At 39.3% G+C, this 21,246-nt stretch carries 37 protein-coding genes; 35 read left to right on the forward strand and 2 right to left on the reverse strand.

Annotated elements, in window-relative coordinates:
* Nucleotides 1-3 precede the first annotated feature (3 nt).
* From BQ5341_RS01045 to truA, 35 genes are all read left to right on the forward strand, one after another.
* Nucleotides 4-654 carry a CBS domain-containing protein gene (locus tag BQ5341_RS01045; RefSeq protein ID WP_071130209.1) on the forward strand — a complete coding sequence of 217 codons (651 nt, stop codon included), beginning with the start codon at nucleotides 4-6 and terminating at the stop codon, nucleotides 652-654.
* Between the two features lie 170 nt (nucleotides 655-824).
* Entirely contained in the window at nucleotides 825-2,135 is a 1,311-nt protein-coding gene (locus BQ5341_RS01050; protein WP_071130199.1) for an IS1380 family transposase, read from the forward strand.
* Between the two features lie 525 nt (nucleotides 2,136-2,660).
* Entirely contained in the window at nucleotides 2,661-2,969 is a 309-nt protein-coding gene (gene rpsJ, locus BQ5341_RS01055; RefSeq protein WP_071130210.1) for a 30S ribosomal protein S10, read from the forward strand.
* Nucleotides 2,970-3,000: 31 nt separating this feature from the next.
* Nucleotides 3,001-3,630 carry a 50S ribosomal protein L3 gene (gene rplC, locus BQ5341_RS01060; RefSeq protein WP_071130211.1) on the forward strand — a complete coding sequence of 210 codons (630 nt, stop codon included), beginning with the start codon at nucleotides 3,001-3,003 and terminating at the stop codon, nucleotides 3,628-3,630.
* A 25-nt stretch (nucleotides 3,631-3,655) separates the two neighbouring features.
* Nucleotides 3,656-4,279, forward strand: coding sequence for a 50S ribosomal protein L4 (gene rplD / locus BQ5341_RS01065; protein ID WP_071130212.1), 624 nt, complete (start codon nucleotides 3,656-3,658; stop codon nucleotides 4,277-4,279).
* Nucleotides 4,279-4,569 (forward strand): 50S ribosomal protein L23, encoded by a 291-nt coding sequence (gene rplW / locus BQ5341_RS01070; RefSeq protein ID WP_071130213.1) that lies wholly within the window; start codon nucleotides 4,279-4,281, stop codon nucleotides 4,567-4,569. Before rplD ends, rplW begins: the two co-directional genes overlap by 1 nt.
* A gap of 34 nt (nucleotides 4,570-4,603) precedes the next feature.
* Nucleotides 4,604-5,437: a 50S ribosomal protein L2 gene (gene rplB / locus BQ5341_RS01075; protein WP_071130214.1), complete on the forward strand. Its 834-nt coding sequence runs from the start codon at nucleotides 4,604-4,606 to the stop codon at nucleotides 5,435-5,437.
* A 30-nt stretch (nucleotides 5,438-5,467) separates the two neighbouring features.
* Nucleotides 5,468-5,749 (forward strand): 30S ribosomal protein S19, encoded by a 282-nt coding sequence (gene rpsS / locus BQ5341_RS01080; protein WP_071130215.1) that lies wholly within the window; start codon nucleotides 5,468-5,470, stop codon nucleotides 5,747-5,749.
* Between the two features lie 20 nt (nucleotides 5,750-5,769).
* On the forward strand, nucleotides 5,770-6,117 hold the full coding sequence (gene rplV / locus BQ5341_RS01085) for a 50S ribosomal protein L22 (protein ID WP_071130216.1): 348 nt from the start codon (nucleotides 5,770-5,772) through the stop codon (nucleotides 6,115-6,117).
* A 13-nt stretch (nucleotides 6,118-6,130) separates the two neighbouring features.
* On the forward strand, nucleotides 6,131-6,787 hold the full coding sequence (rpsC, locus tag BQ5341_RS01090; RefSeq protein ID WP_071130217.1) for a 30S ribosomal protein S3: 657 nt from the start codon (nucleotides 6,131-6,133) through the stop codon (nucleotides 6,785-6,787).
* 3 nt (nucleotides 6,788-6,790) lie between these two features.
* Complete coding sequence (gene rplP / locus BQ5341_RS01095; RefSeq protein WP_071130218.1) at nucleotides 6,791-7,225, forward strand: 50S ribosomal protein L16; 435 nt, start codon at nucleotides 6,791-6,793, stop codon at nucleotides 7,223-7,225.
* The gene (gene rpmC / locus BQ5341_RS01100; protein ID WP_071130219.1) at nucleotides 7,215-7,406 is read left to right on the forward strand and encodes a 50S ribosomal protein L29; all 192 of its coding nucleotides are present in this window, start codon (nucleotides 7,215-7,217) and stop codon (nucleotides 7,404-7,406) included. The genes rplP and rpmC overlap by 11 nt, the downstream gene beginning before the upstream one ends.
* A gap of 25 nt (nucleotides 7,407-7,431) precedes the next feature.
* Nucleotides 7,432-7,695 (forward strand): 30S ribosomal protein S17, encoded by a 264-nt coding sequence (rpsQ, locus tag BQ5341_RS01105; protein WP_071130220.1) that lies wholly within the window; start codon nucleotides 7,432-7,434, stop codon nucleotides 7,693-7,695.
* 36 nt (nucleotides 7,696-7,731) lie between these two features.
* A complete protein-coding gene (gene rplN, locus BQ5341_RS01110) occupies nucleotides 7,732-8,100 on the forward strand; it encodes a 50S ribosomal protein L14 (protein ID WP_071130221.1) in 369 nt (122 codons plus the stop codon).
* A gap of 33 nt (nucleotides 8,101-8,133) precedes the next feature.
* On the forward strand, nucleotides 8,134-8,457 hold the full coding sequence (gene rplX, locus BQ5341_RS01115) for a 50S ribosomal protein L24 (RefSeq protein WP_071130222.1): 324 nt from the start codon (nucleotides 8,134-8,136) through the stop codon (nucleotides 8,455-8,457).
* Between the two features lie 18 nt (nucleotides 8,458-8,475).
* Entirely contained in the window at nucleotides 8,476-9,018 is a 543-nt protein-coding gene (gene rplE / locus BQ5341_RS01120; RefSeq protein ID WP_071130223.1) for a 50S ribosomal protein L5, read from the forward strand.
* A gap of 15 nt (nucleotides 9,019-9,033) precedes the next feature.
* The gene (locus BQ5341_RS01125) at nucleotides 9,034-9,219 is read left to right on the forward strand and encodes a type Z 30S ribosomal protein S14 (RefSeq protein WP_071130224.1); all 186 of its coding nucleotides are present in this window, start codon (nucleotides 9,034-9,036) and stop codon (nucleotides 9,217-9,219) included.
* Between the two features lie 34 nt (nucleotides 9,220-9,253).
* On the forward strand, nucleotides 9,254-9,652 hold the full coding sequence (gene rpsH, locus BQ5341_RS01130; RefSeq protein WP_071130225.1) for a 30S ribosomal protein S8: 399 nt from the start codon (nucleotides 9,254-9,256) through the stop codon (nucleotides 9,650-9,652).
* A gap of 27 nt (nucleotides 9,653-9,679) precedes the next feature.
* Complete coding sequence (rplF, locus tag BQ5341_RS01135; protein ID WP_071130226.1) at nucleotides 9,680-10,216, forward strand: 50S ribosomal protein L6; 537 nt, start codon at nucleotides 9,680-9,682, stop codon at nucleotides 10,214-10,216.
* Nucleotides 10,217-10,262: 46 nt separating this feature from the next.
* Nucleotides 10,263-10,619 (forward strand): 50S ribosomal protein L18, encoded by a 357-nt coding sequence (gene rplR, locus BQ5341_RS01140; RefSeq protein ID WP_071130227.1) that lies wholly within the window; start codon nucleotides 10,263-10,265, stop codon nucleotides 10,617-10,619.
* A gap of 21 nt (nucleotides 10,620-10,640) precedes the next feature.
* Nucleotides 10,641-11,141, forward strand: coding sequence for a 30S ribosomal protein S5 (gene rpsE, locus BQ5341_RS01145; RefSeq protein WP_071130228.1), 501 nt, complete (start codon nucleotides 10,641-10,643; stop codon nucleotides 11,139-11,141).
* A gap of 13 nt (nucleotides 11,142-11,154) precedes the next feature.
* Entirely contained in the window at nucleotides 11,155-11,337 is a 183-nt protein-coding gene (gene rpmD, locus BQ5341_RS01150) for a 50S ribosomal protein L30 (RefSeq protein ID WP_071130229.1), read from the forward strand.
* Nucleotides 11,338-11,372: 35 nt separating this feature from the next.
* Nucleotides 11,373-11,813, forward strand: coding sequence for a 50S ribosomal protein L15 (gene rplO / locus BQ5341_RS01155; protein WP_071130230.1), 441 nt, complete (start codon nucleotides 11,373-11,375; stop codon nucleotides 11,811-11,813).
* Nucleotides 11,813-13,111 carry a preprotein translocase subunit SecY gene (gene secY / locus BQ5341_RS01160; protein WP_071130231.1) on the forward strand — a complete coding sequence of 433 codons (1,299 nt, stop codon included), beginning with the start codon at nucleotides 11,813-11,815 and terminating at the stop codon, nucleotides 13,109-13,111. Before rplO ends, secY begins: the two co-directional genes overlap by 1 nt.
* Nucleotides 13,112-13,172: 61 nt before the next feature.
* Nucleotides 13,173-13,820, forward strand: a complete 648-nt coding sequence (locus tag BQ5341_RS01165) for an adenylate kinase (RefSeq protein WP_071130232.1) — start codon at nucleotides 13,173-13,175, stop codon at nucleotides 13,818-13,820.
* Between the two features lie 179 nt (nucleotides 13,821-13,999).
* On the forward strand, nucleotides 14,000-14,218 hold the full coding sequence (infA, locus tag BQ5341_RS01170; RefSeq protein ID WP_071130233.1) for a translation initiation factor IF-1: 219 nt from the start codon (nucleotides 14,000-14,002) through the stop codon (nucleotides 14,216-14,218).
* A 34-nt stretch (nucleotides 14,219-14,252) separates the two neighbouring features.
* A complete protein-coding gene (rpmJ, locus tag BQ5341_RS01175) occupies nucleotides 14,253-14,369 on the forward strand; it encodes a 50S ribosomal protein L36 (RefSeq protein WP_002288710.1) in 117 nt (38 codons plus the stop codon).
* Nucleotides 14,370-14,386: 17 nt separating this feature from the next.
* Entirely contained in the window at nucleotides 14,387-14,752 is a 366-nt protein-coding gene (gene rpsM, locus BQ5341_RS01180; RefSeq protein ID WP_071130234.1) for a 30S ribosomal protein S13, read from the forward strand.
* 23 nt (nucleotides 14,753-14,775) lie between these two features.
* Nucleotides 14,776-15,165 carry a 30S ribosomal protein S11 gene (gene rpsK / locus BQ5341_RS01185; protein WP_071130235.1) on the forward strand — a complete coding sequence of 130 codons (390 nt, stop codon included), beginning with the start codon at nucleotides 14,776-14,778 and terminating at the stop codon, nucleotides 15,163-15,165.
* A gap of 75 nt (nucleotides 15,166-15,240) precedes the next feature.
* The gene (locus tag BQ5341_RS01190; protein WP_071130236.1) at nucleotides 15,241-16,179 is read left to right on the forward strand and encodes a DNA-directed RNA polymerase subunit alpha; all 939 of its coding nucleotides are present in this window, start codon (nucleotides 15,241-15,243) and stop codon (nucleotides 16,177-16,179) included.
* Between the two features lie 23 nt (nucleotides 16,180-16,202).
* Nucleotides 16,203-16,586, forward strand: coding sequence for a 50S ribosomal protein L17 (rplQ, locus tag BQ5341_RS01195; protein ID WP_071130237.1), 384 nt, complete (start codon nucleotides 16,203-16,205; stop codon nucleotides 16,584-16,586).
* A gap of 234 nt (nucleotides 16,587-16,820) precedes the next feature.
* Nucleotides 16,821-17,660, forward strand: a complete 840-nt coding sequence (locus BQ5341_RS01200) for an energy-coupling factor ABC transporter ATP-binding protein (RefSeq protein WP_071130238.1) — start codon at nucleotides 16,821-16,823, stop codon at nucleotides 17,658-17,660.
* The gene (locus tag BQ5341_RS01205) at nucleotides 17,636-18,499 is read left to right on the forward strand and encodes an energy-coupling factor ABC transporter ATP-binding protein (RefSeq protein WP_071130239.1); all 864 of its coding nucleotides are present in this window, start codon (nucleotides 17,636-17,638) and stop codon (nucleotides 18,497-18,499) included. The genes BQ5341_RS01200 and BQ5341_RS01205 overlap by 25 nt, the downstream gene beginning before the upstream one ends.
* Nucleotides 18,492-19,286 (forward strand): energy-coupling factor transporter transmembrane component T family protein, encoded by a 795-nt coding sequence (locus tag BQ5341_RS01210; protein ID WP_071130240.1) that lies wholly within the window; start codon nucleotides 18,492-18,494, stop codon nucleotides 19,284-19,286. The genes BQ5341_RS01205 and BQ5341_RS01210 overlap by 8 nt, the downstream gene beginning before the upstream one ends.
* Before the next feature lie 35 nt (nucleotides 19,287-19,321).
* Nucleotides 19,322-20,065: a tRNA pseudouridine(38-40) synthase TruA gene (truA, locus tag BQ5341_RS01215; protein WP_071130241.1), complete on the forward strand. Its 744-nt coding sequence runs from the start codon at nucleotides 19,322-19,324 to the stop codon at nucleotides 20,063-20,065.
* A gap of 294 nt (nucleotides 20,066-20,359) precedes the next feature.
* On the opposite strand, the gene BQ5341_RS01220 is transcribed toward truA, so the two are convergent.
* Both BQ5341_RS01220 and BQ5341_RS01225 read right to left on the reverse strand, forming a co-directional pair.
* Nucleotides 20,360-20,764 (reverse strand): Ohr family peroxiredoxin, encoded by a 405-nt coding sequence (locus tag BQ5341_RS01220; protein WP_071130242.1) that lies wholly within the window; start codon nucleotides 20,762-20,764, stop codon nucleotides 20,360-20,362.
* A complete protein-coding gene (locus tag BQ5341_RS01225; RefSeq protein ID WP_071130243.1) occupies nucleotides 20,736-21,194 on the reverse strand; it encodes a MarR family winged helix-turn-helix transcriptional regulator in 459 nt (152 codons plus the stop codon). Before BQ5341_RS01225 ends, BQ5341_RS01220 begins: the two co-directional genes overlap by 29 nt.
* Nucleotides 21,195-21,246 lie beyond the last annotated feature (52 nt).

The following is a 21,246-nucleotide window of genomic DNA, read 5'->3' on the forward strand; positions in this document are numbered from 1 at the left end:
AAAATGAGTATTTCAGATTTTATGAGTAGCGACTTAATTACCGTTACTAAAGAAACCAAAATTTTTGATTGTCTCGATTTAATGAAGGAAAACAATCTTCACCGTTTGCCAGTAGTCGATGGTCAAAAACTCGCCGGCTTAATTACAGAAGGGGTTATCAATGAGGCCTTACCGTCAACCGCGACTAGTTTGTCCGTTTATGAAGTGAATTATTTACTCAATAAAACAACAGCTGAAGAAATTATGATAAAAAAACTCGTAACAATTTCCCCAGAGGCGCAGCTAGAAGATGGTATTTATGCTATGCGGCAAAATAGTGTCGGCGTCTTGCCGGTGGTAAAAGAGGATCAGCTAGTAGGAATGATTACGAATAATGATATTTTTGATGCCTTTTTAAATATTTCTAGCTATTTTGAAACGGGAATGATGGTCACGATTGAAATTAGTCAAGATACGCCAGGCGTTTTAGCGCAAATTACCGCCGTCTTAGCTCAGGCAGGATTCTCGATTTTATCACTTCTTGTTTTGCGGAAAGAAAAAACATTAGTCGAACTAAGAATGCCAACAACACAAGAAAATAAAGTCAGCCGACTATTAAAAGAGTCCGGCTTTGAAAATATCACCACCCAACTGATAAATCCACCGAAAAAATAAAAAATCTTAACTATCCTGAATAATTCATACATTCTATTCGAATGCTCACAAATCGCTTAACAATAATCAAAACACTCATTTTTCATTTTCACCCATTAGGTGATGAAAAAAGAACTCCGTTCTGTTATGGTAAAGGTGCTTAAACCAACCAAAAGAAAGGAGTTCTTCTAATGACTAGTTTACATGACAATCAAATGAAATTCAATTCAACGATGATAATTTCACACACAGGTGGCTGCTTATCCAGTGATTCAGGGTTAGTTCTAATGAAGGAGTTAATGGATACTCTTCAATTTTCAAAACTAGCAAAGCATTTCCTTCACATAGAGGACAAGCGCAATTATTATACACATGATAACGTGGAAATATTGGAACAACTTATCTTGCAATTGATTAGTGGTTATTCGGCTGATTCTTCAGCGAATATTTTAAGACAAGACCCTGTATTTCAAGCCATTTTAGGTAAGAAGCAACTAGCCTCTCAATCTTCACTTTCTCGTTTTTTTGATCGTTTTATGGAGAAAAATATTCATCAATTGCAAGCGTTAAATCAAGCATTGGTAGATCAAGTACGTTTGATTCGCAATAACACCGAATTAGTGATTGACATTGATTCCACTCACTCCGATACATTTGGACGTCAAGAACAAACAAATTACAATGCACATTATCAAACCTATGGATATCATCCGCTAGTTGCCTTTGATGGACTAACTGGTGACTTTTTAAAAGCAGAACTACGTCCAGGAAATCAATACACCTCGAAAGGAATAAAAGCGTTCATTGAACCATTGCTATCTCATTATATTGAAGCATTACCTACTACAGATATACTCGTACGTGGTGATAGTGGGTTTGCAACACCAGAGGTGTATGAACCTTGCGAGAATACCAACAGTCACTACGTCATTCGATTGAAAAATAATAACAAGTTAAGCCAGTTGGCAGAACAATTTGTTCAATACGATGACAATCAAAAATGGGATGAACAAGAGGTATATTATTTTTCTTCCTTTTACCAAGCACAATCTTGGTCAAAACCTCGTCGTGTCTGCATACGATCGGTTCGCGAGAGTGGTGAACTTCTCTTTCATCACGCATTTATTGTGACCAATTTATCCGAAAATGTCTCACCTAAAGTTGTCTTCTCTCTTTATGAAAAACGCGGAACGATGGAAAATTTTATCAAAGAAGCCAAAACGGGTTTCTTTTTTGACAAGACAGATAGTCCACGTTTTGTAGAAAATCATACGAGAATGATGATAAGCGTTCTTGCTTACAACCTTGTTAATTTTTTAAAAACGATTGCATTCAAAAAAATAGACCAAGGAATGACTATCCAGACGATTCGTTTACATTTTCTTAAAATTGCTGGAAAACTTGTTCAAACAGCCAGAAAAATATACCTTAAATTATCAAGCTATCATGTGCAACAAAACGAATTCTATGCAATTTTCAGGCGCCTAAGGCGGTGCCAATAAATCCTTCCTAACCTTAGAAAAAAAGGATGAAAAATCAAAGGGGTGGAGTCTGCCAAAAAACTGAATTGACTTTCACTTTAATAGCAATAGCCAAGAAAAGTAGAACAAAAAATTAAATTTTGTTAGAAATAGAGAGAACGTTTAAAGAAACGTCCGTTTTTTTTAAATAACTATTCAAAAAAATTAAGGCTATGAATTATTCAGGACTATTTTTCAAAAAAACAAAATTTTTTCTCTTGCCAGAAAAAGTTTTGTTTTTTTTCTTTTAAGCTGGCTTTCAAAAGTTTTTTTCAAAAAAAACGCACAAGAGCAATCTTTTTTGAAAATATTTCTTGCCAAGCGTCAATATTTTTAGTACAATAACAAAGGTGCTGTGAAAAAAAGCAACACCCCAGTCGTAAAAGACTGAGACGGCGATGATTTGAGAGGTTGCGACACGCCCGGGCGCTTTGCCACGAACCAGCGTGACGGAAAATTTTCAATGAGCTATGTCTACTTTTAAAAATAGGCGAGGAGGGAAACAAAATGGCAAAACAAAAAATTCGTATTCGTTTGAAGGCTTATGAACATCGTATTTTGGATCAAAGTGCGGAAAAAATCGTTGAAACGGCAAAAAGAACTGGAGCAAGTGTTTCAGGTCCAATTCCATTACCAACTGAACGCAGTTTATACACTGTAATCCGGGCAACACATAAATACAAAGACTCACGCGAACAATTCGAAATGCGGACTCACAAACGTTTGATCGACATTGTGAATCCAACACCAAAAACAGTTGACGCTTTAATGAAGCTTGACTTACCATCCGGTGTAAACATTGAGATCAAATTATAATTTTAAAAATTAGAAAAATGGAGGTGTACTCATGACCAAAGGAATCTTAGGGAAAAAAGTAGGAATGACTCAAATCTTTACTGAAGCTGGCGAATTAATTCCAGTAACTGTAGTCCAAGCAACTCCTAACGTAGTATTACAAGTTAAAACGTTAGAAAACGATGGCTACGAAGCTGTACAATTAGGTTTTTCAGATCTTCGTGAAGTTTTGTCAAACAAACCTGCGAAAGGTCATGCTGCAAAAGCAAAAACGGCTCCTAAGCGCTTCATTAAAGAATTCAGAGATGTAGAGCTTGCGGAATACGCTGTTGGAGACGAAGTAAAAGTAGATGTATTTTCTGCTGGCGACATCGTTGATGTTACAGGTAAGTCGAAAGGTAAAGGATTCCAAGGTGTTATTAAACGCTACGGACAATCTCGCGGGCCAATGGCTCACGGTTCTCGTTACCATCGTCGTCCTGGGTCAATGGGTCCAGTTGCACCAAACCGCGTCTTTAAAAACAAACACTTAGCCGGTCGGATGGGCGGAGATCGTATTACGATCCAAAACCTTGAAATCGTTCGTGTAGACGTAGATAAAAATGTTATTTTAGTTAAAGGAAATATTCCTGGCGCTAAAAAATCTCTTATCACAATTAAATCAGCTGTTAAAGCTAAATAAACATACAGGAAGGAGGAACTAAGGAATGCCTAACGTAGCATTATTTAAACAAGACGGTACAAACAATGGCGAAATTAAGTTAAACGACGAAATTTTCGGTATTGAACCTAATGAAAATGTTGTCTATGATGCCATCATCATGCAACGTGCTTCATTACGCCAAGGAACGCATGCGGTTAAAAATCGCTCAGCAGTTTCCGGTGGTGGACGTAAACCATGGCGACAAAAAGGAACTGGTCGGGCACGTCAAGGATCAATTCGCTCCCCACAATGGCGTGGTGGTGGGATTGTCTTCGGACCAACCCCTCGTTCTTACAGCTACAAACTTCCAAAAAAAGTTCGTCGCTTAGCTATTAAATCAGTTTTATCTCAAAAAGTTTTAGATGAAAAATTTGTGGCAGTAGACACATTACAATTTACTGCACCAAAAACAAAAGAATTCAAACAAGTTTTAACAAACTTAGCTGTAGATTCTAAAGTTTTAGTAGTCTTAGAAGGCGGAAATGATTTCGCTGCTTTATCTGCTCGTAACCTTCCAAACGTTTCTGTCGTTGAATTTGACAATGTAAGTGTATTGGATGTTGTTAGTGCCGATAAATTATTGATTACTCAAGCTGCTCTTACTCAACTAGAGGAGGTGCTTGCATAATGGAATTACTAGACGTCATCAAACGCCCCATCGTCACTGAAGCTTCAATGCTGATCATGGACGACAAAAAATATACATTTGAAGTAGATACACGCGCTAATAAAACATTAGTAAAACAAGCTGTTGAAAAAGTTTTTGACGTAAAAGTTGAAAAAGTAAACATCTTAAACGTGAAACCTAAATTCAAACGTCAAGGTAAATACGATGGATATACACGGAAACGTCGTAAAGCAATTGTTACCTTAACTCAAGATTCAAAACAAATTCAAATTTTCGAAGCTGCTGAATAAGCAGTAAATAAACATAAGTAGGAGGGAAAAAGACGTGGCGATTAAAAAGTACAAACCAACCTCAAACGGTCGTCGTAATATGACAGCTTCTGACTTTGCTGAAATTACAACGCAAACGCCAGAAAAAACGTTACTACAACCATTGAGCAAAAACGCCGGCCGGAATAATAACGGACGTATTACAGTTCGTCATCAAGGCGGCGGTCACAAACGTCAATACCGTCTCGTAGACTTCAAACGGACTAAAGATGATGTTGTTGCTCTTGTTAAAACTATTGAATATGATCCAAACCGTTCAGCAAATATTGCCTTACTTCATTATGAAGATGGTATTAAAGCTTACATTTTAGCCCCTAAAGGATTAGAAGTAGGCATGCACGTTGTTTCTGGTGTGAATTCTGATATTAAAGTCGGTAATGCATTACCATTAACTAACATTCCAGTAGGTACTGTGATTCATAATATCGAATTAAAACCTGGTAAAGGTGGACAATTAGTACGGTCTGCTGGAACTAGCGCTCAAGTTTTAGGGAAAGAAGGCAAATATGTCCTCGTTCGTTTAAACTCTGGCGAAGTTCGGATGATTTTAGGTACGTGCCGGGCAACAATTGGTTCTGTTGGTAATGAACAACATGAATTAATTAATTTAGGTAAAGCTGGTCGTTCTCGTTGGTTAGGCAAACGCCCAACTGTTCGTGGATCAGTAATGAACCCTAACGATCACCCACACGGTGGTGGTGAAGGTAAAGCTCCAGTTGGACGTAAAGCACCTATGACTCCTTGGGGTAAAGTTGCTATCGGTCTTAAAACTAGAGATACAAAAGCTAAATCCAATAAACTTATTGTGCGTCGTCGTAACGATAAATAATAGCAGAGGAAATCTGAGAGGAGGTTCACCATGGGTCGCAGTTTGAAAAAAGGACCTTTTGCCGATGAGCATTTACTAGTTAAAGTAGCTGCTCAAAAGGATGAACAAAAGAAAAAAGTTATTAAAACTTGGTCTCGTCGTTCAACAATTTTCCCTAACTTTGTAGGGTTCACAATTGCTGTATATGACGGACGGAAACATGTACCTGTTTATATTCAAGAAGATATGGTTGGACATAAATTAGGCGAATTCGCACCAACAAGAACGTATCGCGGTCATACCGGAGACGATAAAAAAACGGCTAAACGCTAAGAGCGAGGGGAGGACTTAATATGGCAGAACAAATTACTTCAGCTAGAGCGACTGCAAATACAGTTCGCACTTCACCTCGCAAAGCTCGGATTACCATTGATCTAGTTCGAGGAAAAAGCGTAGGCGAAGCTATTTCTATTTTGAAATTCACACCTAACAAAAATGCCGGCATCATCGAAAAAGTTTTGATGTCAGCTATTGCAAATGCAGAAAACAACTTCGACTTAGATGTTGAAAACTTGTTTGTAAAAGAAGCTTTTGTTAATGAAGGACCAACGATGAAGAGATTCCGCCCACGGGCAAAAGGATCAGCTTCACCAATTAACAAACGGACAAGTCACATCACAGTTGTCGTATCAGAAAAATAAGGAGGGATAAGTAGTGGGTCAAAAAGTACATCCAATTGGTATGCGCGTCGGCATCATCCGTGACTGGGACGCAAAATGGTATGCCGAAAAAGACTATGCAGATTTCCTACACGAAGATTTACGTATTCGTAAATTTATCGCAACCAAACTAGCTGATGCCGCTGTGTCCACAGTTGAAATCGAACGTGCCGCAAATCGCGTGAATGTTTCCTTACACACAGCAAAACCTGGTATGGTTATTGGTAAAGGCGGATCCGAAGTTGAAAATCTTCGTCAAGCTTTAAATAAATTAACAGGCAAAAAAGTTCATATCAATATTATTGAAATTAAAAAACCTGATCTTGACGCTAAACTTGTCGGCGAAGGAATTGCTCGTCAATTAGAAAGCCGGGTTGCTTTCCGTCGCGCTCAAAAACAAGCGATCCAACGGACAATGCGTTCAGGCGCTCTAGGAATTAAAACTCAAGTTTCTGGTCGTTTAAATGGTGCTGATATTGCTCGTTCAGAAGGTTATTCTGAAGGAACTGTTCCATTGCATACATTGCGTGCAGATATCGATTATGCATGGGAAGAAGCAGCAACAACTTACGGAAAATTAGGAGTTAAAGTGTGGATTTACCGGGGAGAAATTCTTCCTGAAAAGAAAAACACTGCGAAAGGAGGGAAATAATCAATGTTAGTACCTAAACGGGTAAAACACCGTCGCGAATTCCGTGGTAAAATGCGGGGCGAAGCAAAAGGCGGTAAAGAAGTAGCATTTGGTGAATACGGTTTGCAAGCCATTGAATCTCATTGGATTACCAACCGTCAAATCGAATCAGCTCGTGTAGCCATGACTCGTTATATGAAACGTGGTGGGAAAGTATGGATTAAAATTTTCCCTCATAAATCATATACATCCAAACCAATTGGTGTGCGGATGGGTTCTGGGAAAGGGGCTCCTGAAGGTTGGGTTGCTCCCGTTAAACGCGGCAAAATTCTTTTTGAAATTGCTGGTGTACCTGAAGAAGTTGCTAAAGAAGCACTTCGCCTTGCTTCCCACAAATTACCAATCCAAACTAAGATTGTAAAACGTGAAGAAATGGGTGGTGAATCTAATGAAGGTTAATGATATCAGAGCATTATCCACTACCGAAATGCAAGCTAAAGAAAAAGAATTTAAAGAAGAACTTTTTAACCTTAGATTCCAATTGGCTACTGGCCAATTAGAAAACACGACGCGAATTAAAGAAGTTCGTACTTCTATTGCGCGGATCAAAACTGTTTTGAAAGAACAACAAGCTAACTAAATTGGAAAAGGAGGCCATTTAACACATGTCTGAAAGAAATCAACGTAAAGTTTATCAAGGACGCGTCGTTTCTGACAAAATGGATAAAACCATTATCGTTGTCGTTGAAACACGTAAAACGCATAAAACTTACGGCAAACGTGTAAAATACTCGAAGAAATTCGTCGCGCATGATGAAAACAATTCGGCTAAAATCGGTGATATTGTTACGATTATGGAAACTCGTCCATTGTCAGCTACGAAACGTTTCCGCTTATTAGAAGTTATTGAAGAATCTGTAGTTATTTAAATTAAATATTTTCTAGTCTGAAAGGAGGATACCTTCGTGATCCAAACAGAAAGCCGTTTGAAAGTCGCAGACAACTCAGGCGCTCGTGAAATCTTAACGATCAAAGTACTTGGTGGTTCTGGTCGCAAGTTTGCTGGAATTGGCGATGTAATTGTTGCTACGGTTAAACAAGCAACGCCAGGTGGGGTTGTCAAAAAAGGTGAGGTTGTTAAAGCCGTCATCGTTCGTACCAAATCAGGCGCTCGTCGTGCTGATGGTTCTTATATCAAATTTGATGAAAATGCTGCGGTAATTATCCGTGACGACAAAAGCCCAAGAGGAACTCGGATTTTCGGACCAGTTGCCCGCGAACTACGCGACAACAACTTTATGAAAATTGTTTCTCTAGCTCCAGAAGTTTTATAAGATAATTCGATCATAAAGGAGGTGCGCTTAAGCATGTTTGTTAAAAAAGGCGATAAAGTCAAAGTTATTACTGGTAAAGATAGAAATAAAGAAGGCATCGTTTTAGAAGCTTTCCCTAAAAAAGACCGTGTAATTGTTGAAGGTGTTAACATGATCAAAAAACACCAAAAACCTAACAACGCTGCTCCTCAAGGTGGAATTCTTGAAAAAGAAGCTTCTATCCATGTATCAAACGTTGCGTTAGTTGATCCAAAAACTGGTGAAGCAACCAAAGTTTCTTACAAAGTCATTGAGGGCAAAAAAGTCCGGGTTTCTAAAAAATCCGGCGAAGTAATCGATAATAATTCAGAAGCATAGAAAGGAGGACCTATTGTAATGGTGAACCGCCTAAAAGAAAAATTTACCAAAGAAGTTAGCCCATCATTAGTTGAGAAATTTAATTACAAATCTGTAATGCAAGTTCCTAGAGTTGATAAGATCGTTATTAACATGGGTGTTGGCGAAGCTGTTTCTAACACAAAAAGTTTAGATAAAGCTGTTGAAGAATTAACTTTAATTACTGGTCAAAAACCTTTAATTACCAAAGCTAAAAAATCAATCGCTGGTTTCCGTTTACGTGAAGGTATGCCAATTGGCGCTAAAGTAACTTTACGTGGAGACAGAATGTATGAATTCTTAGATAAATTAGTTAATGTTTCTCTTCCTCGTGTTCGGGATTTCCACGGCGTTTCAAAGAAAGCTTTTGATGGCCGAGGCAACTATACACTAGGCATCAAAGAACAACTAATTTTCCCTGAAGTAGATTATGATTTAGTAGATAAAGTTAGAGGGATGGATATTGTCATTGTGACTACAGCCAATTCTGACGAGGAATCTCGCGAATTGTTGACACAATTAGGCATGCCATTCGTAAAATAATAGGAGGCGTACTACTTGGCTAAAAAATCAATGATTGCTAAAAACAAACGTCCAGCAAAACATTCCACGCAAGAATACACGCGTTGTGAACGTTGTGGCCGTCCGCATTCAGTTTATCGTAAATTTAGACTATGCCGTATTTGCTTCCGTGAACTTGCCTACAAAGGACAAATTCCCGGCGTGAAGAAAGCTAGCTGGTAAGAAAAAAACTCTCAAAAAGGAGGTAAATCGTCAAATGGTCATGACAGATCCAATCGCAGATTTTCTAACGCGTATTCGTAACGCCAACATGGTGAAACACGAATCCTTAGAAGTGCCTGCCTCAAAAATGAAACATGATATTGCTGAAATCTTAAAAAGTGAAGGCTTTATTAAAAGTGTCGAATATATCGAAGATGACAAACAAGGCATCATCCGTGTTTTCTTGAAATATGGAAGAGACGATGAACGGGTCATCACGAACTTAAAACGGATTTCAAAACCAGGTCTTCGGGTCTATGTGAAAGCCAATGAAGTTCCCAAAGTGTTAAATGGTTTAGGAATTGCTATCCTTTCAACATCTGAAGGAGTAATGACTGACTCTCAAGCACGCGCTAAAAATACTGGTGGCGAAGTTCTCGCCTACGTTTGGTAATATCTAATATTTAAGGAGGTGTCATAAGTGAGCCGTATCGGAAATAAAATCGTTGAGCTCCCTGCAGGTGTTTCTGTAGATATGAATGGTCAAGAAGTGACTGTTAAAGGTCCAAAAGGCGAATTAACAAGAACTTTCTCACCAGACATTACCATCAACGTCGACGGAAACGTCGTAACTTTTACTCGTCCTAACGACGAAAAAGAAATGAAAACTATCCACGGAACAACTCGTGCCTTGTTTAACAACATGGTTATCGGTGTTTCTGAAGGATTCCAAAAAGGATTAGAACTTATTGGGGTTGGGTATCGTGCCCAATTACAAGGCTCTAAATTAGTTTTGGCTGTCGGCTACTCTCACCCAGTGGAAGTTGTTGCGCCAGAAGGAATTACTATTGAAGTTCCTGCAAATACGCAAGTACTAATCAAAGGTAGTTCAAAAGAAGCTGTTGGACAATTAGCTGCCAATATTCGTAGCATTCGTCCGCCAGAACCTTATAAAGGCAAAGGGATTCGCTATGTTGGTGAATTCGTACGTCGTAAAGAAGGTAAAACTGGTAAATAAAGCCAGTTGATCAAGTATTCAACAAAATATTAAAGAGGTGACCAAAGTGATTACAAAACCAGATAAAAATAAAACACGTCAAAAAAGACATCAACGTGTCCGTAATAAAATCTCTGGTACTAGTGAGTGCCCACGCTTGAACGTTTTCCGTTCAAATACTAACATCTACGCTCAATTAATTGATGACGTAGCGGGTGTGACACTGGCGAGTGCCTCTACCTTGGATCCAACCGTTACTGCTGGAACAAAATCCGAACAAGCTGCTGCTGTCGGCAAATTAATTGCCACTCGTGGCGTGGAAAAAGGCGTGAAAGTTGTCGTCTTTGACCGGGGCGGATATTTATATCACGGTCGGGTAGCTGCTTTAGCAGATGCTGCTCGCGAAAACGGACTAGAATTTTAAGGAAAAGGAGGAATACCATTCATGGCTTATATCGATCCATTGCATTTGGAATTAGAAGATCGCGTTGTATCTATTAACCGCGTTACTAAAGTTGTTAAAGGTGGACGTCGGATGCGTTTTGCTGCTTTAGTTGTTGTTGGTGATCGCCAAGGACACGTTGGTTTTGGTACTGGTAAAGCTCAAGAAGTTCCAGAAGCAATCAGAAAAGCAATCGAAGACGCAAAGAAAAACCTTGTAGAAGTGCCAATGGTTGGTTCAACCGTGCCCCACGAAACTCTAGGCGTTTTTGGTGGCGGCCGGATTTTAATTAAACCTGCTGTTGCCGGTGCTGGAGTTGCCGCTGGTGGTCCTGTTCGGGCTATCATGGAACTTGCTGGTGTTCAAGATATCACCAGTAAATCTCTAGGCTCAAATACACCAATCAATGTTGTTCGCGCAACAATTGAAGGCTTAAAACAATTGAAACGTGCTGAAGATGTTGCTGCTTTACGTGGCAAATCTGTAGCCGAACTTATCGGATAAGGAGGACTATACAATGGCTGAATTGAAAATTACTTTAAAACGCTCAATCATCGGACGTCCCCTTAACCAACGTGAAACTGTTAAAGCTCTTGGTTTAAAAAAAATCAATAGTAGCGTAGTTAAAAACGACGGTGCATCTATTTTAGGAATGATTAAAACCGTTTCTCACTTAGTGGACGTTGAAGAAGTAAAGTAAACAAGTTTGACTTAAGTTAAGGAGGTGCCAAATCAATGAAACTTCATGAATTAAAACCGTCAGAAGGATCTCGCCAAGTACGTAACCGTGTCGGACGCGGAACTTCTTCAGGTAACGGTAAAACAAGTGGACGCGGACAAAAGGGTCAAAACTCCCGTTCCGGTGGTGGCGTACGTTTAGGTTTTGAAGGTGGACAAACTCCATTGTTCCGTCTATTACCAAAACGCGGCTTTACCAATGTAAATCGGAAAGAATATGCGATTGTAAATTTTGATATTTTAAATCGTTTTGAAGATGGAGCAGAAGTAAACCCTGCTGCTTTGGTCGAAGCTGGATACATTAAAAATGAAAAAGCTGGAATCAAAGTATTAGCTAACGGGTCTTTAGAAAAGAAATTGACTGTGAAAGCAGCAAAATTCTCGAAAGCTGCCCAAGAAGCAATTGAAGCTCGTGGTGGATCAATCGAGGTGATCTAATGTTTAAACTTTTAAAAGATGCTTTTAAAATTAAAGACATTCGATCCAAAATTTTATTTACAGTAGGAATATTATTTGTCTTCCGTCTCGGAAGTCAAATTACTGTTCCCGGTATTAATGCCGCTGCTTTAAATGATTTGGCCTCATTGCCATTTTTCAATATGCTCAACATGGTTTCTGGTTCCGCGTTGCAACAATTCTCTGTTTTTTCCATGGGCGTCTCGCCTTACATCACAGCTTCAATCGTTATCCAATTATTGCAAATGGATATCGTGCCTAAGTTTGTTGAGTGGGGGAAACAAGGGGAAGTCGGTCGTAAAAAACTGAATCAAGCAACACGTTGGTTAACTTTGGTTTTAGGATTTATCCAATCAGTAGGGTTAACTGCCGGATTCAATGCTTTGGGTTCTAATTTTCAATTGGTCCAAGATCAAACAATTGCTAGTTATGTAGTGATTGGCTTGATTTTAACTGCTGGGACAATGTTTGTTACTTGGCTTGGTGAGCAAATCACCGACAAAGGGCTCGGTAACGGCGTGTCGATGATTATTTTTGCTGGTATTATTTCTCGTTTGCCGCATTCACTTTCCGAATTATATGAAGATATGTTCGTTAATGTGGATTCAAGCGATATTTTACCAAACGTCCTTTTTGCCATTTTATTGGTAATTGCCGTAATTGCTATTGTGACAGTAACTACTTATGTCCAACAAGCAGAACGGAAAATTCCAATTCAATATACAAAACGATCAGCAGGGGCACCTGCAAGTAGTTATTTGCCATTGAAAGTAAATGCTGCTGGGGTTATTCCGGTAATCTTTGCTAGTTCATTTATTTCCACACCAAATGCTATTTTGCAATTTTTCCAAACAAGATATGGTGGACAAGGCTGGTATGACATGTTGATGTCACTCTTTAGCTATTCGACAGTGCCAGGAGCTATTTTTTATACGGTCCTGATTGTCGCTTTCACCTTCTTTTATGCCTTCGTCCAAGTAAACCCTGAGAAATTAGCGGAGAACTTGACGAAACAAGGAAGTTATATTCCAAGTGTTCGGCCTGGTAAAGGGACAGAAGAATATGTTTCTAAATTATTAATGCGACTTTCAACAGTCGGTTCAATCTTTTTAGGTGCGATTGCGATTATTCCAATTATCGCCCAAATGGTTTGGAACTTGCCTTCTTCTATTGGTTTAGGAGGAACAAGTTTACTAATCGTTATCGGTGTTGCTTTGGAAACAGCTAAACAACTAGAAGGATTATTATTGAAAAAGAAATATACTGGCTTTATCAGTTAAAGGAAATTCAGGTTGGAGAACTTCTCCAACTTAAGTTTCCAACATTTTAGGAGGGTAACTAATGAACCTCATTTTAATGGGTCTGCCTGGTGCAGGTAAGGGAACGCAAGCGGAAGAAATTATTGACAAATATAGTATTCCTCATATTTCTACTGGGGATATGTTTAGAGAAGCCATGGCCAATGGAACTGAGCTTGGTAAAAAAGCGAAGTCTTTCATGGATCAAGGAAATCTCGTACCAGACGACATTACTAATGGTATTGTTAAAGAACGCCTAGCTCAAAGTGATACGAAAGACGGCTTTTTATTAGATGGCTTTCCAAGAACACTTGACCAAGCCCAAGCGCTGGACGAAATTTTAGCCGATTTAAACAAAAAACTTGATGCAGTAATTGAAATTGATGTGAAACCAGATGTTCTAATCGATCGTTTGGCAGGTCGCTTCATTTGTAGAACTTGTGGCGCTACTTATCACAAAACATTCAATCCACCAAAAGTGGAAGGAACTTGTGATCGTTGTGGTGGACATGATTTTTATCAACGTGAAGATGATAAACCAGAAGCCGTGAAGAATCGTTTGGATGTTAACATTAAAAATTCGCAGCCGATTTTAGCATACTACCAAGCGCAAAATCTTTTGCATAAAGTAGACGGCGATCGTGATATTCAAGACGTCTTTACCGACGTTAAAAAAATCATTGGAGCCTAAGTTTTTGACGTTTTCCCTAGTTGAAACTCTTGCCAATCATCTAACAGTTATGTTAGAATGTAACAGTCCGACTTTAGGAGTCATTCTATAAGAAGGTTTTGTAATTAGTTTCTGGTGAGAGCATGTGCTTTCGCCGTTTTATCGTGTATACGCGAAACAACTTCAAGGAGGTACTATGCGTGGCAAAAGATGATATGATCGAAATTGAAGGAAAAGTCGTCGAAACTTTGCCGAATGCAATGTTTAAGGTGGAATTGGAGAATGGGCACGTTGTGTTAGCTCACGTTTCTGGCAAAATTCGGATGCATTACATTCGGATCTTACCTGGAGATAAAGTTACTGTGGAATTGTCTCCTTATGACCTTTCCCGCGGTCGCATCACCTATCGCTTTAAATAATTGTACTCCGTAAATCTTTAGGAGGTAAACATCAATGAAAGTAAGACCATCAGTAAAACCAATGTGTGAACATTGTAAAGTAATTCGTCGTAAAGGACGGGTTATGGTAATTTGCCCAGCAAATCCAAAGCACAAACAACGTCAAGGTTAATAGGAGGTGTAGTCTAAATGGCTCGTATTGCAGGAGTAGATATTCCTCGTGATAAACGCGTAGTTGTATCCTTAACTTATATTTTTGGTATTGGGGACACTACAGCGGCAAAAATTCTAGCAGATGCTGGAGTTTCTGAAGATATTCGCGTTCGGGATTTAACAAATGAACAAACGGACGCAATCCGTGTAGAAGTTGATAAGTTAAAAGTTGAAGGGGATCTTCGTCGTGAAGTGAACTTGAACATCAAACGTTTGATGGAAATTAATTCTTATCGGGGTATCCGCCATCGTCGTGGATTACCAGTTCGCGGACAAAATACTAAAAATAACGCACGTACTCGTAAGGGTCCAGCTCGCGCTATTGCTGGTAAGAAAAAGTAACCAGAAAAGGAGGTTAGTCATTCATGGCACAAAAGAAAGTTAGTCGTAAACGTCGTGTGAAAAAGAATATTGAAGTTGGGATTGCCCATATTCATTCTACTTTTAATAATACGATCGTTATGATCACCGATGCGCATGGAAATGCTTTGGCATGGTCATCCGCTGGTGCGTTAGGTTTTAAAGGTTCTAAAAAATCAACACCCTTCGCTGCTCAAATGGCCGCAGAAACTGCGTCTAAAGTAGCAATGGAACATGGTTTGAAAACAGTTGAAGTAACTGTTAAAGGCCCTGGTGGTGGACGTGAAGCTGCTATTCGCTCTTTACAAGCTGCTGGTTTGGAAGTGACCGCTATTCGCGACGTCACCCCAGTTCCTCATAACGGATGTCGCCCTCCAAAACGCCGTCGTGTTTAATGTGCGCGCCCTTTTGAGAAAATTTGAAACGTCATTAAACAAGAACTGTTCGTTTTGAAAGGGGTATAGAAAAGAATGATTGAATTTGAAAAACCAAGAATCACGAAAATTGATGATGAAAAAGATTATGGCAAGTTCGTGGTTGAACCGTTAGAGAGAGGTTATGGGACAACCCTCGGCAACTCTTTACGGCGGATTTTACTTTCTTCTTTACCAGGGGCAGCTATTACGAATTTGCAAATTGATGGCGTCTTGCATGAATTTTCCACCATCAAAGGCGTTCGCGAAGATGTAACGCAAATTGTTTTGAATATCAAAGGACTTGCGTTAAAACTCTATGCTCAAGAAGAAAAAACATTGGAAATCGATATCACCGGACCAGCCACAGTTACCGCTGGCGACATTTTAGTCGACAATGATGTAGAAATCTTGAATAAAGATCTTTACATTTGTACTGTAGCACCTGGCGCGACTTTTCATGCCCGTTTAACGGTTAAACCGGGTCGTGGTTATGTCCAAGCAGATGAAAACAAACGCGAAGATATGCCAATTGGTGTCCTTCCCATTGATTCCATCTACACCCCCGTTCGTCGTGTAAACTATCAAGTAGAACAGACCCGTGTTGGTCACCGTGAAGACTTTGATAAACTGACAATGGAAATTTGGACTGACGGCTCTATTATTCCCCAAGAAGCTATTAGCTTAGCGGCTAAAATTTTGACGGAACATCTTGATATTTTCGTTAATTTAACCGATGAAGCAAAAAATGCTGAAATCATGGTGGAAAAAGAAGAAACACAAAAAGAAAAAATGTTGGAAATGACAATTGAAGAATTGGATCTTTCCGTTCGATCTTATAATTGTTTAAAACGTGCCGGAATTAACACCGTGCAAGAATTAACAAGTAAATCTGAACCAGAGATGATCAAAGTGCGTAACCTTGGTCGTAAATCTTTGGAAGAAGTGAAAGTTAAATTGCATGATTTAGGACTTGGCTTACGTAAAGACGATTAAATCTACAAAGGAGGTACGTACAAGTGGGTTACCGTAAACTAGGACGCACATCAAGCCAACGTAAGGCAATGTTGCGTGATTTAACAACTGACCTAATCATTAACGAACGCATCGTTACGACTGAAGCGCGTGCGAAAGAAGTGCGTTCAACAACAGAAAAAATGATTACTTTAGGCAAACGTGGCGATTTACATGCTCGTCGTCAAGCCGCAGCCTTCGTTCGTAATGAAGTTGCTGATGTTCGGGAAGAAAATGAAGAAGTTGTTATCGAAACAGCTCTACAAAAACTTTTCAATGACATTGCTGGTCGTTACACTGAACGTCAAGGTGGATACACTCGTATCTTAAAAATGGAACCACGTCGCGGCGATGCTGCGCCAATGGTTATCATTGAACTTGTCAAATAGTTTTTTCGCATCACTTTTATGATGATTCGTATTGAGTGTTATGATGATGGAGAAATCCAAGTCTAGCTCTGGCTCGCTTCTTGAGGATAACCTTAAGAAGCAGAGCACTCATCATAAGGTGTTTTTTTATACAAAAAAAAGGTGTCAAGACATTTGATAAAATCAGTGAGAACAATTGAAAAATACATAGATTTTTGGTAGTCTTAGAAAGAAAATAAAAAGGATGTGACCTGCATGACTGAAGCCATTAACATTAAAAACTTAACCTTCCGCTATTCTCCAGACGACAAACGAAATGCATTAGATGACGTGTCTTTGACAATTCAACAAGGGGAATGGGTGGCGATTGTTGGATCTAATGGCAGCGGCAAGTCCACCTTAGCTAAAACGATTAATGGCTTAATTTTGCCAGAACAAGGTAGCGTTGAAGTCTTTGGCCAAACATTAGCAGAAGAAAATATTTGGGATATCCGAAAGAATGTCGGGATGGTTTTTCAAAATCCAGACAACCAATTTGTAGGAGCAACGGTAGAAGACGATGTTGCTTTTGGGTTAGAAAATCAAGGGATTCCTAGAGATGAAATGGTGCAGCGGGTTATGAGCGCCTTAAAAAAAGTGCGGATGGAAGAATTTATGACGCGGGAACCCGTTCGTTTATCCGGGGGGCAAAAACAACGTGTAGCTATTGCTGGCGTGGTTGCCTTAGCACCGAAAATGATTATTTTAGATGAAGCAACCTCAATGTTAGATCCTAAAGGTCGACGTGAGGTGATTGCTACTATTCGTCAATTGAAAGAAGAAGAAAACTTAACTGTAATTTCTATTACCCACGATATTGATGAAGCGGCTTTGGCCAATCGGATTTTTGTGATGCAAGAAGGTCACTTGAAATTAGAAGGCACACCCGCGGATATTTTTGCTTACGGTGAACAATTAATTGAACTTGGGTTAGATTTGCCATTTGCAGAAAAATTAAAAGCAGCACTAGCTAAACTTGGTGTAACAGTGCCAGCAGCTTATATGACTGAAGAAAGGATGTTGGACTGGATATGGACATCACTTTTAAAGAAGTAGACTACACGTATCAACCCGGAACGCCTTTTGCTCAGCGGGCTTTGTTTGATATTAATTTAGAAATTAAATCAGGTTCTTATACCGCCCTAATTGGCCATACGGGATCAGGGAAATCAACGCTGCTCCAACACTTGAACGCGTTAGTTAAACCCACTAGCGGGACGGTAACGATTGGTACACGGGTGATAACACCTGAAACGAGCAATAAAAATTTGAAACCTGTCCGGAAAAAAGTTGGGATTGTCTTTCAATTTCCGGAAGCGCAACTATTTGAAGAAACGGTAGCCGCTGATATTGCTTTTGGCCCGAAAAATTTTGGGGCGAGTGATGAAGAAGGAATAAAATTAGCCGCCAAAATGTTGGATCTAGTTGGACTAGATGAAACGTTTATGGAACGTTCACCTTTTGAACTTTCTGGCGGACAAATGCGTCGAGTAGCCATCGCTGGAGTGTTGGCAATGGAACCTGAAGTGTTAGTTTTAGACGAACCAACAGCGGGACTAGATCCCGAGGGTCGTCGTGAAATGATGACGATGTTTAATCGATTGCACCGAGAAGAAAACTTAACGATTGTTTTAGTGACGCATTTAATGGAAGACGTCGTGCGGTTTGCTGATTATGTCTTAGTTTTAGAAAATGGACGCTTAGTAAAATCTGGGGAACCTGCAGAAATTTTTCAAGATACAAACTGGCTAGTGGAAAAACAATTAGGTTTACCACAAGCCACAGCTTTCGCTGAAAAATTAGCAGCACGCGGCGTTTCATTTAACAGTTTGCCGCTCACTCCGGAACAATTAGCTAAAGAATTAGTGGAAAAAGCAGGTGAAGTCCGTGAATAAATTATTGTTAGGCCGTTTCATTCCCGGAGATTCTCTTGTTCACCGCTTAGATCCGCGAGCTAAGTTTTTAGCTAGTTTTTATTTTATTATTATTATCTTCTTTGCCAACAACTGGGCTAGTTATTTACTAATGTTTTTGTTTGTCTTAGGAGCAATTTTCTTATCAAAAATTAAAATAAGTTTCTTTTTACGAGGCGTTAAGCCGCTGATTTGGTTAATTATTTTTACCACTTTATTGCAAGTGCTCTTTACAAAAGGTGGGACCGAATATTTTTCTTGGTGGATTTTTTCTATTACTGAGTTTGGCTTAATCAATGGGGCATTTATTTTTTGCCGCTTTGTTTTAATTATCTTTATGTCTACGCTACTCACCTTAACAACTGCGCCACTTTCTTTAGCTGACGCGCTAGAATTTTTATTGCGTCCGTTGCGGATTGTGCGTTTCCCAGTTCACGAAGTTTCCTTAATGTTGAGTATTGCTTTACGCTTTGTACCGACTTTAATGGATGAAACAGAAAAAATCATGAATGCCCAACGCGCACGTGGTGTGGATTTTGGCGATGGTAATTTATTACAAAAAATGAAAGCTATTGTGCCGTTGTTAATTCCCTTATTTGTTTCCAGTTTTAATCGCGCGGAAGATTTAGCTACCGCGATGGAAGCGCGCGGCTATCAAGGAGGCGACGGTCGGAGTCGATATCGCGTATTGCATTGGCAAATGCGTGATAGTTTGACGATGGTTGTTTTCGGTTTATTGACGGTAGCTTTAGTTTTTTTACGTCAATAAAAATTGATATTGTCAGGTAAGGAAGGAACAAATTCATGCGATACAAAGCAATCATTGCTTATGATGGGACAAATTTTCACGGCTTTCAAGTCCAACCGAATGGACGGACCGTAGAAGCTGAATTAAATAAAACTTTAATTAAAATCAATCGCGGTTTACCAGTAGTTGTGGCAGGATCTGGTCGAACAGATGCTCACGTCCATGCAAGAGGTCAAGTCATTCATTTTGATTTAGATGAAGCCCGCGATTTGGAAAAATTGCGTTACGGCATTGATACGCAAAGTCCGGCTGATATTGCTTGTTTGTCAGTAGAAGTTGCGCCTGATGATTTTCATGCTAGATATCATGTAGTAAGTAAAACTTATGAGTTTCGAGTGGATTTAGCCAGAGCGCGTAGTCCTTTTAAACGGCATTACGCTAGTTACTTTCCTTATCCGCTAGATGTTGAAAAAATAAATGCCGCACTCCAGCTGCTCTTAGGAACGCATGATTTTACCGGATTTTGCGCTAGTGGTTCGTCAGTGGAAAATAAAGTTCGTACAATTACTGAAGCGACGGTGGTCCATGATTTTGAAGCTGAAGAATTGTTATTTACTTTTTCTGGCGATGGATTTTTATATAAAATGGTCCGAATTATCGTCGGTACTTTATTAAAAATTGGCAATCACCGGATGCCAGTTGATCAGATTACGAAAATTTTATCAGAAAAAAATCGCCAACTGGCAGGACCAACTGCTCATCCGGAAGGTTTGTATTTAAAAGAAGTTCATTATAAATGAAAAAAGCCATTCTCTAGTGCTGTTAGCAGAACAAGAGAATGGTTTTTTTTATAACCTATTTTTCGGTATAAAAAAAGCTGTGACTAGGTGATTAGATAAAATGCTTGCTAATTGCGATGCAATCATTCACCATTTTCCTAAATCACTACGTCACAGACCGCTTTTTTAATAACCTATTTTTCGGTATAAAAAAAGCTGTGACTAGGTGATTAGATAAAATGCTTGCTAACTGCGTTGCAATCATTCACCATTTTCCTAAATCACTACGTCACAGACCGCTTTTTTTATAACCTATTATACGATTTTGATTTCTACGGGGATGTTGTTGCGAGTGGCTTTAGAATAAGGGCAGACTTGATCGGCTTTTTCGGCCAATTCTTTGGCGCGGTCTTCAGAGACGCCGTCAATATGAACTTCTAAAACAACTTCAACGTGGAAGCCTTCTACATCGTCAGCGAATAATGAAACGCGGGCTTTAACGATACTTGGATGAACATCTTTTTCAGCGTCCATTACGATTTCTAAAGCGCCATTGAAACATGAAGAATAAGCTGCGGCAAAAAGTTGTTCTGGGTTCGTAGCAGTAGGGACGCGTTTGCCTGGAGAAGTTACGACATGTTCAAAGCTATGGTCAGGTGAGTAAACTTTTCCTTCACGGCCGCCAGTATTTTCAGTTTGTGTTTCGTAAATTTTTTTCATCTAAAATGCCTCCAATGTTTTTTTCTAAATCTTTCATTTGTTGTAGGATCGTGAAATATTGTTCCGGCGTTAAGGTCAATTGGTTAAGACAGTTGCCGACTGCATTTAAAATGGCGTCTCGATTATTCAGTCCTTTTTCAGTGAGGGAAACAATTAATTTCCGCTCGTCTGCAAGGTCACGCGTCCGTGTCACATATCCGCTTTTTTCCATCCGTTTGATCATGGGAGTCAGCGTGCCAGAATCCAGCGTCAAATTATCGCCGAGTTCGTGAATCGTTTGCTGATTTTTTTCCCATAAAGAAAGTAAGACGAGATATTGAGGATAAGTTAACTGAAATTTTTCTAAAGCGACACTATACATTTTATTAAATGTTTTTTGTGTGCGGTAAATGGCAAAGCATAATTGATCATCTAAAGTTGTGGAAATCAAAAAATCACTCCTAACAAAATTAATTGTACACAATTTAATTGTGTACGTCAAT

It is taken from the genome of Enterococcus timonensis (assembly GCF_900104595.1).
Lineage (GTDB): Bacteria > Bacillota > Bacilli > Lactobacillales > Enterococcaceae > Enterococcus_J > Enterococcus_J timonensis.